This is a genomic window from Microbacterium allomyrinae, from assembly GCF_020682705.1.
Lineage (GTDB): Bacteria > Actinomycetota > Actinomycetes > Actinomycetales > Microbacteriaceae > Microbacterium > Microbacterium allomyrinae.
Map to the genome: position 1 here is coordinate 285,926 of NZ_JAGTTN010000001.1, position 12,443 is coordinate 298,368.

The 12,443-nt window shown below is 66.6% G+C and carries 12 protein-coding genes; 4 read left to right on the forward strand and 8 right to left on the reverse strand.

Annotated elements, in window-relative coordinates; translation table 11 throughout:
• Positions 1-37: 37 nt before the first annotated feature.
• The 6 genes from KEC57_RS01330 to nrdH all read right to left on the reverse strand — a co-directional run bounded on the left by KEC57_RS01330 (position 38) and on the right by nrdH (position 5,668).
• Entirely contained in the window at positions 38-520 is a 483-nt protein-coding gene (locus KEC57_RS01330; protein WP_229382716.1) for a hypothetical protein, read from the reverse strand.
• Between the two features lie 668 nt (positions 521-1,188).
• Positions 1,189-1,440 carry a hypothetical protein gene (locus KEC57_RS19265; RefSeq protein ID WP_504753765.1) on the reverse strand — a complete coding sequence of 84 codons (252 nt, stop codon included), beginning with the start codon at positions 1,438-1,440 and terminating at the stop codon, positions 1,189-1,191.
• Positions 1,441-1,803: 363 nt separating this feature from the next.
• The gene (gene nrdF, locus KEC57_RS01335) at positions 1,804-2,781 is read right to left on the reverse strand and encodes a class 1b ribonucleoside-diphosphate reductase subunit beta (protein ID WP_229382717.1); all 978 of its coding nucleotides are present in this window, start codon (positions 2,779-2,781) and stop codon (positions 1,804-1,806) included.
• A gap of 37 nt (positions 2,782-2,818) precedes the next feature.
• Positions 2,819-4,972 (reverse strand): class 1b ribonucleoside-diphosphate reductase subunit alpha, encoded by a 2,154-nt coding sequence (gene nrdE / locus KEC57_RS01340; RefSeq protein WP_229382718.1) that lies wholly within the window; start codon positions 4,970-4,972, stop codon positions 2,819-2,821.
• On the reverse strand, positions 4,966-5,430 hold the full coding sequence (gene nrdI / locus KEC57_RS01345) for a class Ib ribonucleoside-diphosphate reductase assembly flavoprotein NrdI (protein WP_229382719.1): 465 nt from the start codon (positions 5,428-5,430) through the stop codon (positions 4,966-4,968). Before nrdI ends, nrdE begins: the two co-directional genes overlap by 7 nt.
• 4 nt (positions 5,431-5,434) lie before the next feature.
• Positions 5,435-5,668: a glutaredoxin-like protein NrdH gene (gene nrdH, locus KEC57_RS01350; RefSeq protein ID WP_229382720.1), complete on the reverse strand. Its 234-nt coding sequence runs from the start codon at positions 5,666-5,668 to the stop codon at positions 5,435-5,437.
• Positions 5,669-6,066: 398 nt separating this feature from the next.
• Here nrdH and KEC57_RS01355 point away from each other — a divergent pair, with 398 nt between their 5' ends.
• Positions 6,067-7,275, forward strand: a complete 1,209-nt coding sequence (locus KEC57_RS01355; protein ID WP_229382721.1) for an MFS transporter — start codon at positions 6,067-6,069, stop codon at positions 7,273-7,275.
• 168 nt (positions 7,276-7,443) lie between these two features.
• Here the strand turns inward: KEC57_RS01355 and KEC57_RS01360 are convergent, their stop codons facing one another.
• Positions 7,444-7,881, reverse strand: a complete 438-nt coding sequence (locus tag KEC57_RS01360; protein WP_229382722.1) for a pilus assembly protein CpaE — start codon at positions 7,879-7,881, stop codon at positions 7,444-7,446.
• A gap of 66 nt (positions 7,882-7,947) precedes the next feature.
• Between KEC57_RS01360 and KEC57_RS01365 the strand changes: the two genes are divergently transcribed.
• Positions 7,948-8,706: an alpha/beta fold hydrolase gene (locus tag KEC57_RS01365; RefSeq protein WP_229382723.1), complete on the forward strand. Its 759-nt coding sequence runs from the start codon at positions 7,948-7,950 to the stop codon at positions 8,704-8,706.
• A 67-nt stretch (positions 8,707-8,773) separates the two neighbouring features.
• Here KEC57_RS01365 and KEC57_RS01370 read toward each other — a convergent pair whose 3' ends face one another.
• Positions 8,774-9,772 (reverse strand): TIGR00341 family protein, encoded by a 999-nt coding sequence (locus tag KEC57_RS01370; protein WP_229382724.1) that lies wholly within the window; start codon positions 9,770-9,772, stop codon positions 8,774-8,776.
• A gap of 33 nt (positions 9,773-9,805) precedes the next feature.
• Here KEC57_RS01370 and KEC57_RS01375 point away from each other — a divergent pair, with 33 nt between their 5' ends.
• Both KEC57_RS01375 and KEC57_RS01380 read left to right on the forward strand, forming a co-directional pair.
• Positions 9,806-10,993, forward strand: coding sequence for an acyl-CoA dehydrogenase family protein (locus KEC57_RS01375; RefSeq protein ID WP_229382725.1), 1,188 nt, complete (start codon positions 9,806-9,808; stop codon positions 10,991-10,993).
• Positions 10,994-11,224: 231 nt separating this feature from the next.
• Positions 11,225-12,430, forward strand: a complete 1,206-nt coding sequence (locus tag KEC57_RS01380) for a DUF445 domain-containing protein (RefSeq protein WP_229383658.1) — start codon at positions 11,225-11,227, stop codon at positions 12,428-12,430.
• Positions 12,431-12,443 lie beyond the last annotated feature (13 nt).

Consider the following 12,443-nt stretch of genomic DNA (forward strand, 5'->3'; position numbering starts at 1 on the left):
CAGATGGGTCGGGCGGAGGTGCCGGACACGCCGATCGTCAACCTGCCGCCGCGAGCACCACTGCGGCACCAGATGCGATCCCAGCCAGACCGGCAACCGCCAACAGCCCGCCAGCCATGATGAGCCCGCGGCGTCGTTTGGCGGCGGCACGAATCGCGATGATCGATCCGGCAACGATCATCGCTGGCCCAGTGAAGACCAACGTCGCAGCTCCGAGTCCCGAAGCTCCCGTCTGATTCGTGGCACCAACGATCTGTGGCACGACATTCAACATGATGATGGCGGTGATGAAGATGGACGCAATCGAGAAGAGCACGATCTGCCCTGGCGACATGTTCTTCGCGGCGGCCGTTCGGCCCATAGGAGGCAGCGCAGGATCGGATTCCAGGCGGCGCTGGAACCACGCGGCTACGGGGGCAGTAAAGGGCAAGAAGCCCACCGCGAGCCAGAACATCAACGCCGCGACGAGGAAGCCGAACAACGGACCGGCCACGTTGGGGTCACCGCCATGACTGTTCATAGATCAACCATCCACTCACTCCGGCTCGGACACCGGTAGCAAAGTTCACGCTGCCAGCGGCGACAGGCGTCGGGCCGTTGGTTACGCCGACTTCACCGGTCACTCCAACTCCCCCGACGACTCCGGTCGCGGAGCCGCGAACTGACCAGCCGTCTGGCGTATTTGGGCCACCACCGATGGACACGGTAACACCCACGTCCGGTCCGAGTCCGCCGCCTGCGCTCCACCCACTGGTTCCAACACCTCCCTGGAAACACATATACGCGCAAATCGCGACCGTCACTCCAGCCTCCGCGACTTCGCCGACCTGTCGCCACCCGGCGGCCTGAGGCGTGTCGGTGAATCTCTCCCATGAGCGACCAACCTGCGTGGGGATCCCAGCCATCGAGCGGTGGACGTTACCGGGAGCAGCCGCCCAGGCGTCGTTCCATCGCTTGCCGAACCCGCCCCAGGACTCGTTCCAACGCTGGCCGAACCCGCCCCAGGACTCGTTCCAACGCTCCACGGGGGTCTGCGGCTTTCGCTGGACGGACGACTGCGGCTGGGACGCGGCCGCGCTGCCGGCCGCTGCGCGCACGATCGAGGAGTACTTCTTTGCAGTGGCGACGCCGCACGCGCCGCGTCCACAACCATCGGAGAGCATCATCCCTGGCGCCAGCCCTGATGGGTCAGGCGATGTAAGCGGGTTGTTCCAGCCGTATGCATAGCCGGTGTTCTGTTGCGGGTTCTTCGGGTCGGTGATGGGGTCGACGGAGAGGAACTTGCCAAGCAGCGAGCTGTACGTGCGGCTTGTCGTCCTCCGTGCGTGCCGTATAGGTCTCGCCGTCCGGCGCGGGATAGCGGGCCTGCCAGCGGCCGGAGGGCAGCTTCCGAAGGCTCCCCCATCCCTCCCGCTTCACGGCCGTCCTGGTGAAACTCATCGTGCTCTCCTGTGACCCTGAGTGAACTCACGTGGGCAGTCGTGCCACTCCGTGCGACTGGGAGCACCTAACGGGTGGAATGTTGCTCTCGTCAGGTCTTTTGCATCCCGGAAGACGCGTCCTGTGGCACGCAGTGGCACAACGCCAGTGGCACGCCGATACCGAACTCCGGCCGGTGGACCACCCCGCTTCACCAAGAGAGGTGCGCGCGTGCCACCCGCGTGCCATATCGAACGGCAGTTCCTGTCCACCTGAGTCCTCCCCTGTCTGTCGAGAGAAGGCACGAAAGAGGCCCGGACCCGCAGAATCCTGCGGGTCCGGGCCTCTCAGCAGCCCTTTACGGGCCGGGCGTGATCCGGGACTCTAGAAGTCCCAGTCGTCGTCCTCGGTGGCCTCGGCCTTGCCGATGACGTACGACGAGCCCGACCCTGAGAAGAAGTCGTGGTTCTCGTCGGCGTTGGGCGACAGAGCTGACAGGATCGCGGGGTTCACGTTCGTGACCGTCGCCGGGAACATCGCCTCGTAGCCCAGATTCATGAGGGCTTTGTTGGCGTTGTAGTGCAGGAACTTCTTGACGTCCTCGGTGAGACCGACACCGTCGTAGAGGTCCTGCGTGTACTGGATCTCGTTGTCGTAGAGCTCGTACAGGAGCGAGAACGTGTAGTCCTTGATCTCCGCACGCTCTGCCTCGGTGACCCGCTCGAGACCCTTCTGGAACTTGTAGCCGATGTAGTACCCGTGCACGGCCTCGTCACGGATGATGAGGCGGATGAGGTCGGCGGTGTTCGTGAGCTTCGCCCGCGACGACCAGTGCATCGGCAGATAGAACCCCGAGTAGAACAGGAAGCTCTCCAGCAGGGTCGAGGCGACCTTGCGCTTGAGCGGGCTGTCGCCCTGGTAGTACTCCATGACGATCTGAGCCTTCTTCTGAAGGTTCGGGTTCTCGACCGACCAGCGGAAGGCTTCGTCGATCTCCTTCGTCGAGCACAGCGTCGAGAAGATCGACGAGTAGCTCTTCGCGTGCACCGACTCCATGAACGCGATGTTCGTGTACACCGCCTCTTCGTGGGGCGTGATCGCGTCGGGGATGAGCGAGACCGCACCCACGGTGCCCTGGATCGTGTCGAGGAGCGTGAGACCGGTGAATACGCGCATCGTCAGCGTCTGCTCGTCGGGCGTCAGCGTGTTCCACGACTGGATGTCGTTGGACAGCGGAACCTTCTCCGGCAGCCAGAAGTTGTTGACGAGGCGGTTCCACACCTCGAGGTCCTTGTCGTCCTCGATGCGGTTCCAGTTGATCGCCTGCACGTGCGAGAGCAGTTTGATCGGATCGGGGGTCATTTCTCTTCTTCTTTCGGTCCCTGAACTCGTCGAGGGGCTACAGCGTGCACGAGACGCACATGTCCAGCTCGGTCCCCTCGAGGGCCATCTGGCGGAGGCGAATGTAGTAGATGGTCTTGATGCCCTTCTTCCACGCGTAGATCTGGGCCTTGTTGATGTCGCGGGTGGTCACGGTGTCCTTGAAGAACAGCGTGAGCGACAGTCCCTGATCCACGTGCTGCGTGGCCGCCGCGTACGTGTCGATGACCTTCTCGTAGCCGATCTCGTACGCGTCTTCGTAGTACTCGAGGTTCTCGTTCGACATGAACGGCGCGGGGTAGTAGACGCGGCCGAGCTTGCCTTCCTTGCGGATCTCGATCTTCGACGCGATCGGGTGGATCGACGACGTCGAGTTGTTGATGTACGAGATCGAGCCGGTCGGCGGGACGGCCTGCAGGTTCTGGTTGTAGATGCCGTGCTGCTGGATGCTGGCCTTCAGTGCCTTCCAGTCGTCCTGGGTCGGGATCGGCATGCCGGCGAACAGCTCCGCGACCTTCTCGGTCTGCGGCTCCCACACCTGATCGGTGTACTTGTCGAAGAACTCCCCCGACGCGTACGTGGAGTCCCAGAACCCGTCGAACACCTGTCCGCGTTCGATCGCGATCAGGTTGGACGCGCGCAGCGCGTGGAAGACGACGGTGTAGAAGTAGATGTTGGTGAAGTCCAGGCCCACTTCCGAGCCGTAGTGCACATGCTCGCGCGCCAGGTACCCGTGCAGGTTCATCTGGCCCAGACCGATCGCGTGCGAGCGGTCGTTGCCGTCTTCGATCGAGCGCACCGATGTGATGTGACTCTGGTCGCTGACCGCGGTGAGTGCGCGGATCGCGGTCTCGACGCTGCGACCGAGGTCACGCCCATCCATCGCGAGCGCGATGTTCAGCGAGCCCAGATTGCACGAGATGTCTTTGCCGATCTCGTTGTACGAGAGGTCCTCGTTGTACGTGGTCGGCGTGTTCACCTGAAGGATCTCGCTGCAGAGATTCGACATGTTGATCCGGCCCTTGATCGGGTTGGCCTTGTTCACCGTGTCTTCGAACATGATGTACGGGTAGCCCGACTCGAACTGGATCTCGGCGAGGGTCTGGAAGAACTCGCGCGCGTTGATCTTGGTCTTCTTGATCCGCGCGTCATCGACCATCTCGCGATACTTCTCGGTGACCGAGATGTCTCCGAACGGCACTCCGTAGACGCGCTCGACGTCGTAGGGCGAGAAGAGGTACATGTCCTCGCCGTTCTTGGCGAGCTCGAACGTGATGTCGGGGATCACCACACCGAGCGACAGCGTCTTGATGCGGATCTTCTCGTCGGCGTTCTCACGCTTGGTGTCGAGGAAGCGCAGGATGTCGGGGTGGTGGGCGTTGAGGTACACCGCGCCGGCGCCCTGGCGCGCTCCGAGCTGGTTCGCGTACGAGAACGAGTCCTCGAGCAGCTTCATCACCGGGATGATGCCGCTGGACTGGTTCTCGATCTGCTTGATCGGCGCACCCGACTCGCGGATGTTCGACAGCAGCAGCGCGACACCGCCGCCGCGCTTGGACAGTTGCAGCGAGGAGTTGATGCCGCGGGAGATCGACTCCATGTTGTCTTCGATGCGCAGGAGGAAGCACGACACGAGCTCGCCGCGCTGCGCCTTGCCCGTGTTGAGGAACGTCGGCGTGGCCGGCTGGAAGCGGCCCGAGATGATCTCGTCCACGAGCTCGAGCGCGAGCTTCTGGTCGCCGTCGGCGAGGCCGAGCGCCGTCATCACGACGCGGTCCTCGAAGCGCTCGAGGTAGCGCTTGCCGTCGAACGTCTTGAGCGTGTAGCTCGTGTAGTACTTGAACGCGCCGAGGAACGTCTCGAAGCGGAACTTCTTGCCGTAGGCGAAGTCGTTGATCTGCTGGATGAACTCGAACGGGTACTTCTCCAGCACCGCCGGCTCGTAGTACTCCTTCTCGACCAAGTAGTCGAGGCGCTCCTTGAGCGAGTGGAAGAACACCGTGTTCTGGTTCACGTGCTGCAGGAAGTACTCCCGCGCGGCGCGCTTGTCGGCGTCGAACTGAATCTTGCCGTCGGCGTCGTACAGATTCAGCATCGCATTGAGGGCGTGGTAGTCCATGCCCTCGAACAGTGCATTCATCTTGAAGCCGGTCTCCGTGAGTGTCGTCACCATCGTTCCAATCCCGCTTTCACGCGTTCTACGTCTTCAGGCGTGCCGAATACCTCGAGCCGGTACAAGTGCGGCACGTTGCACTTGCGGCTGATGATGTCGCCGGCGATGCAGAAGTGCTCGCCGAAGTTGGTGTTGCCCGCGGAGATCACTCCGCGGATGAGGCTGCGGTTTCGCTCATCGTTGAGGAACCGGATCACCTGCCGGGGGACGGCGCCCTTCTCTTCACCGCGTCCTTGGCCTCCGCCATAGGTCGGGGTGACGAGGATGTAGGGCTCGTCCACGTGTAGAGGGAGATCGCCCGCGCGCTCAGACGAGTGCAGCGGAATCCGCACCGCCCGTGCGCCGAGCTTCTCCACGAAGCGCGCGGTGTTTCCCGAGACGCTGGAGAAATAGACGAGGAGGGGTGTCGCGGTCGCCCGCCCGGCAACCGCGTCTCGCTGTGCGATCGCGGTTGCCATAGCGTCACGCGAGCCGAGAGGCCAGTTCGTCGATCTTGTCGGGACGAAAGCCCGACCAGTGGTCCTCATCGGTGATGACGACCGGCGCCTGGAGGTACCCCAGCGCCTTGACCTGCTCGAGGGCCGACGGGTCCTCCGACAGGTCCAGGATTTCGTATTCGATTCCCTTCGAGTCCAACGCTCGATAGGTTGCCGTGCACTGCACGCACGCGGGCTTCGTGTAGACCGTGATCGCCATAAGAATCCGTCTCTCCCCTCACACTCGGTTCGTTCTCCGGTAGACCCCCCACCGGGAGTCCAATACTACATATGGGTACCGACATTCGAAAGCACCACAAGGGCTAGTAGTTACATCGGTGTGATTCTCCACCGTTCTCCCCATGTACAACACAGGTTCTCCACCGTTTCATCCACAGTCGGGCGAATCGGAAAAGGCCAGGAACACGGGCGTTTCGGACGCCGCGGCCGCATCCATCCACAGATCCGAGGTTAGGAAGGGGCCCCGACATCCGATCCGCCTGTGGAGAGCGGTGACGGCGTGTCGCGGCGTGTCGCGGCATCGCGTCCTGGTCGACGCCCCGCACCCGGTCTCAGCGGCGGCGCACACCTGCTCAGCACACCAAGTACCGTTGATCCGTGGCTGGATACCGGGACCTTCTTCGCATCCCCGGCGTCGGCCGCATGCTTTCGGCGCAGCTGGTCGCACGCTTCCCGAACGGCATGATCAGCCTCGTGATCCTCCTTCACATCGAGGGGATCACCGGTTCCTACGGGGCCGCAGGCCTCGTGCTCGCAGCGGTGTCGATCGGTCAGGCGATCGCGGGACCCGTAACGAGCCGGTGGATGGGCCGCTGGGGCATGCGACGCGTCCTCACGCTCACCACGGCGGTCTCGGCGACGTCCCTCCTCGCGATCGCCTTGCTCACCTCGCCGCTGCCGGTCTACATCGTCTTGGGATTCATCGCCGGCATGTCGACACCGCCGATCGTGTCGGCGGTGAGGACGATCTACCCGAAGCTCGTCAATTCGACGCAGCTGACGGCGCTGTACTCGCTGGACGCATCGCTGCAGGAGCTCATCTGGATCCTCGCACCGGTGCTCATCACCTTCGTCGCCATCCAGGCGGGCACCGTCACCGGCCTCGTCCTCATCGTGGTGATCCTGGTCTGCGGCTGCACGTGGTTCATCCTCTCCCCCCAGGTCGGGCGGGTCCGCATTCCGCGCAGCAAGCGCGCCTTCGGCACGGTGCTCACCCGCCCGCCGATCCTGCTGGCGACGGTCATCGGGTTCCTGCTCGTCGGCTCGTTCGCAGCCGTCGAGGCGAGCGTCGTGGCGACTTTCAGCCACGGCGGCATCGAGGCGGGTCTGGTGCTCGCGGTCTTCTCACTCGGCAGCTTGGCGGGGGGCCTCGCCTTCGGCCATCTGCCGATGGGCCCGTGGGCTCTGGCACGCCGGCTCGCCGTGGTCGCGTTCGGTCTCGCTCTCACGTCGCTGTGGATCAACATGTGGTGGATCGGCGCCACACTGGTGGTCGCCGGCATCGGTATCGCCCCGGCCCTCGCCGTGCTGTCGGCGGTGACCACGGCGAGCGTCAAGTTCAGCGACACCGCCGAGGCCTTCGGCTGGGTCGGCACCGGTCAGCTCATCGGCGCGGCCGTCGGCTCGGCGGTCGCCGGGTTCCTCATCGACGGCCCCGGCGGAGTGGCGGCCTCCTACGGCGCGGCCGCCGGATTCTGCGCCCTCGCCCTTGTGGTCGCGGTCGTCTTCGTCCGCGGACTCCCCGATCTGCGGGTCCGCGGCGCGAGCCCCATCCCGGACACCGAGCCGGTGCAGACGATCGGCTGATCGCACGCCGGCCGTCGCGACCGTGGTCGCGACGGCCCAGCACTCTCACGAGAACTGACCAAGACCTTCACCGGCACTCAAACAAGACGAGCACCCGAGCACCCTCACGGGAGCTGCACCAGCCGACAACCGGCACCGAACACGACCAGCACCCTCACGACCGTGTGCTCACGACGAGCGGCGCAGCAGCTCGAGCAGGGCGAGCGCGTAGGCGTCAGCGGGCTCGGGATGCTCGAACACACGTACCTCTTCGAGTGCGCCGGGCCGGGCCGACCCACCGACCGGCCGCAGGGCGATCTCGACCTCGTGCGTGTCGGGCAGTCGCCGGAGCGCACGGAACGTGCCACGCAGCAGCTCGCGCAGCTGATGCTCGTGCGGCAGCCATAGCGCATCGTCGAGCGCGACGGAGTCCAGCGCCCACTCGGTCGTGCCGTTGAAGGCGAGGATGCGCCCGGTCGGGTACTCCCGCGGCTCGATGGTCATCTCGCTCACCGTGAAGACATCGGCCTCGAACTCGGGCTCGTCGAGCTGGAACCGATCGCCCGAGCGCGGATGCCACACCAGGCCCGCGTCCCGCAGCGCGACTGCCAATTCCGTCGAGATCATGCCAAACCTCCTCTGCCCATCTTCCTCTGCGCGGGGGCGCCTCCGGCGCGCTCCTAGGCTGGACGCATGCCCGCACCCGTACTGCTTCCCCGCCTGTCGTGGGGTGCGCCCGACGCCGAACGCCGCGCCCTCCTGGTGCATGGGCTCGGGTCCAACGGTGCGCTCATGTGGCGCTATGGCGCGGCACTCGCCGATGCCGGGTGGCGAGCGGATGCCGTGGACCTGCGCGGTCACGGCACGGCGCCGCGTGTCCTCGACTACACGATCGCCGCATACGCGGCAGACATCGGGGCGACGCGCCCCGACGGCGGCACCTGGGACCTGGTGATCGGCCACTCGCTCGGTGGTGCGGCATCCGTCGTCGCGGTCGCCGGCGATCCGTCGTGGACACGGCGACTCGTGCTCGTCGACCCCGCGATCGCGCTCACCGACCACGACCGCGACGTCGTTCGCGACAGCCAGACACGGTCGTTCGACGACCCGTCCCCCGCTGCTGTGCGCGCCGAGCATCCCCATTGGCACGAGCAGGACGTCGAGTTGAAAGCGCTCTCGGCGCAGCAGGCCAGTCGCTGGGCGGTCGCACAGACCAGCGCGCAGAACCCCCTCTGGGACGTGCGCGACGCGGCGCTGCACGTCGCGATCCCGACGCACGTGATCGCCTCCGACCCGGACGTGTACTCGATCTTCCGCGGCAAGCCGGCCGAGTCCGTCGTCGAGGCCAACCCGCTGTTCTCCCTGTCGGTCATCACAGGCGCCGGCCACTCCCCGCATCGCGACGATCCTGCAGCGACGATCGCCGCGCTGATGGCCGCGCTCCAGGACTGACGGCGAAGCCTTACCGCCTCGATGCGCCGGGGCGTCGCCGGGCTCCGCACCAGTCCATCCAACGACCTCACCGCACGACGATCTCCACACCCTGCCCGACGTCCACCAGCACGCCGACGTAGCTCGGCAGCTGCGTCGAGAGCGACTCCTGCAGTTCGTCGACGGTCGGCACTGTTCCGTCGTCGGTCGTGACCGAGACGGTCGCCGTCGCACCGCTCCACTGCACCCCGTAGACGCGCGCGCCGTGCTCCTCCTGCAGCCACTGGCCCGTGGCATCCTGGATCGCCACCGACCACCGTGCCAGCGCGACCGCGGCGATCGAGTTGACCGCGAGGGGCACCGCGATCACGACAGCCAGCACCGTCACCACGGTGTAGGCGCGACGACGGTTCGCCACCCGCGACGAGCCCGGCTCGCGCGCGTAGCCGGCGACGGTGAAGACGATGCTCCCCGCGATCACGAGCGCCACGACGTTGGAGAGGAACAGCACGAGCGCGCCGGCGGCATCGGCCCACTGCCCCTGCCCTGCGCACACCCCGACGACGCCGAGCGGCGGCACGAGCGAGATCGCGATCGCCACGCCCGGCAGCACGGCGCTGAGGTCCTTGCGGCACATCGCGAAGCCGCCGGCGAATCCCGTGGCGAGTGCGGCGATGAGGTCCATGAGGCTGGGCGACGTGCGTCCGACCACCTGCGAATTGGTGGCGAGACTCTCGGGAGTCGAGACGAACACCGAGAAGAGCAGCCCCAGCGCGACGACGATCACCAGGCCGCTCAACACCCACAGCATCGAGCGGATGACGAGACTGATGTGGCCCGTCACGAGCCCGAGCGCGATGCCGAGGATCGGCGTGCCGAGCGGCGCGATGATCATGGCGCCGATGACGGTCGCCGTCGAGTCCGTCAGCACACCGGCGATCGCGATGACACCCGCCAGCGTCAGCATGATGAGGAAGCCGCTGCGCTTTCCCACCGTGTCGCCGTGACCGAGGTCCAGCGCATCGTTGAGCGCGTCGACCGGCTGACGCTGGGACGGCGGGATGAGGGAGTTCAGCACGGAGGCCATGCGCACATCATCGCGCACGACGAGAATGGCGTGGTGACTGCTCTGGATGCCGAACCGTTCGACCCCGCCGCGATCCTGCCCGATGAGCTGCTCGAGCGATTTCGAGTCCGCGCTGCCGACACCGACCGCGCGAATGCCTTCCCCGACGCCGACCTCGCGGAGCTGAAGAAGATCGGATACCTCGCCATCCTCGTTCCGGAGGATCTCGGCGGCTCGGGGTGGGGACTTGCCGAGGCGTCGGTGCTGCAGCAGAGGCTCGCGGGTGCCGCGCCCGCCACAGCCCTCGCGATCAACATGCACCTCGTGTGGACAGGAGTCGCGAAGGTGCTCGCCGACCGCGGCATCGACGCGCTGCGGTTCGTGCAGGAGGGCGCTGCGGCCGGCGAGGTCTTCGCCTTCGGCATCAGCGAGGCGGGCAACGACCTCGTGCTGTTCGGGAGCGGGACGGATGCCGTGCCCCACCCCGACGGTGGCTACGCATTCACCGGCACGAAGATCTTCACATCACTCGGCCCGGTCTGGAACCATCTGGGCCTGCACGGGCTCGACACCTCGTCGCCGGATGCGCCGCAGATGGTCTACGCGTTCGTGCCGCGGTCGGAGGTGCAGACCGGACGCGTGGTGGTGCGCGACGACTGGGACACGCTCGGCATGCGCGGGACGCAGTCGCGCACGACCGAACTGCACGGTGCCCTCGCTCCGACCGACCGCATCGTGAGACGGATCGCCCCCGGGCCCAACCCCGACCCGCTCGTGTTCGGCATCTTCAGCGTCTTCGAGCTGCTGCTCGCCTCGGTGTACACCGGAATCGCGCGCCGGGCACTCGATCTGGCGGTGACCGCTGCGCAGAAGCGGACGTCGAAGCGCACCGGAAGGGCATACAGCCAGGACCCCGACATCCGTTGGCGGATCGCCGAGATGGCACTCGCCTACGACGCGCTGCTGCCGCAGCTCGAGACGCTGTGTCGCGACGTGGACGAGCGCGCCGACCACGGCGCCCGGTGGTTCTCTCTGCTCGCCGGGGTGAAGCACCGCGCCGTCACGGCCGCGAAGTCGATCGTCGACGAGGCGATCCTGGTCGCCGGAGGATCGTCCTACTTCTCGGCGAGCGAGCTCAGCCGCCTGTACCGCGACGTGCTCGCGGGCCTGTTCCACCCGTCCGATCCCGAGTCCGCCCACGCGACGGTCGCCACGGCATGGCTCGGTGCGCCCGAGGAGTGACTCTCGCACGTCGAGCGCATCGCCCGACATCGATCCTCGAGCGGCAGAGCGCAGGGCGACCGGGCGGGGACCTCACGGCCCAGCCGCCGGTGCGCGTGCGAGGATGACCCCATGTCGCGCACCCCGACCCACCCGGTCGCCGAGCCCGTCGAGACGGACTCCGCAGATCAGACGAAGCGGCGGGCCCCGCTGAGCCCCGCGGACCAGGAGCGGCGCCGCGCGCTGCGGTTCATGAAAGGCGTGGCACTCGGCGGCCTGGTGTTCATGGCCGTGCTGTTCGCGTTCTCCTTCGCGTTCCAGCAGCAGGTGCCCGCGCTCGCGTACGTGCGGGCGTTCGCGGAGGGCGGCATGGTCGGAGCCCTGGCAGACTGGTTCGCGGTGACGGCGCTGTTCCGCCATCCCCTCGGCATCCCGATCCCCCATACCGCGATCATTCCGAGCCGCAAGGACGAGATCGGCCGCACGCTCGGCGAGTTCGTCGAGACCGAGTTCCTGCGCAGCGACGTGGTGCGCACCAAGCTCGAAGACACCGCGATCGCCACGCGCCTGGGCGAGTGGCTGCAGGTGCCGGAGCACGCCGAACGGGTGGCGGCCGAGGGATCCGTCATGGCCGCGAGCATTCTCCGGGCGCTCAGCGACGATGACGTCCAGGACGTCATCGAAGACCTCGCCCGCGAGCACCTGATCGCGCCGGAGTGGGGACCGCCGCTCGGCGAATGGCTCGGCCGCATCGTGGAGTCCGGCGCGCACCATGGCGCCGTCGATATGGGCCTGGACAGCATCGCCGCCTGGCTCGATGCCAACCATGCCGCGTTCACGGGGCTCGTATCGCGGCGGCTGCCCTCGTGGGTGCCCTCGGTGGCGCACCGCCTCGTCGACGACACGGTCTACAACGAGGCGGTCAAATTCGTCGCCGCGGTGCAGGCCGATCCCGAGCATCCGGCCCGTCATGCAATCGACGGCTACCTCGACCGCCTCGCCGAGAACCTGCAGCACGATCCCGCCACGATCGGCCGGCTCGAGGATGCCAAGCACAAGGTGTTCGACAGCCCGCGCGTGCGGGAGCTCGCCGCAGAGGCATGGAACACCGCCAAGGCGGGCCTGCTGCGCTCGCTCGGCGACCCCGAGAGCGGTCTGCGACGACGCGCCGCGCAGGCGCTCGCCGAGATCGGCGGCCGATTGACGACGGATGCCGCGCTCCAGCGCCGCGTGGACGCGTGGGTCACCGACGCCGCCGTCTTCCTCGTCGACCGCTACCGCCACGACATCGCGTCGATCATCACCGACACGGTCGAGCGATGGGACCCCGCCGAAACCACGGAGAAGATCGAACTGATGGTCGGACGCGACCTGCAGTACATCAGGCTCAACGGCACGATCGTCGGGGCGCTGGCGGGGCTTGCGATCTTCTCGATCGCCCATGCGTTCCTCGGGTGACGCTGCATTCACG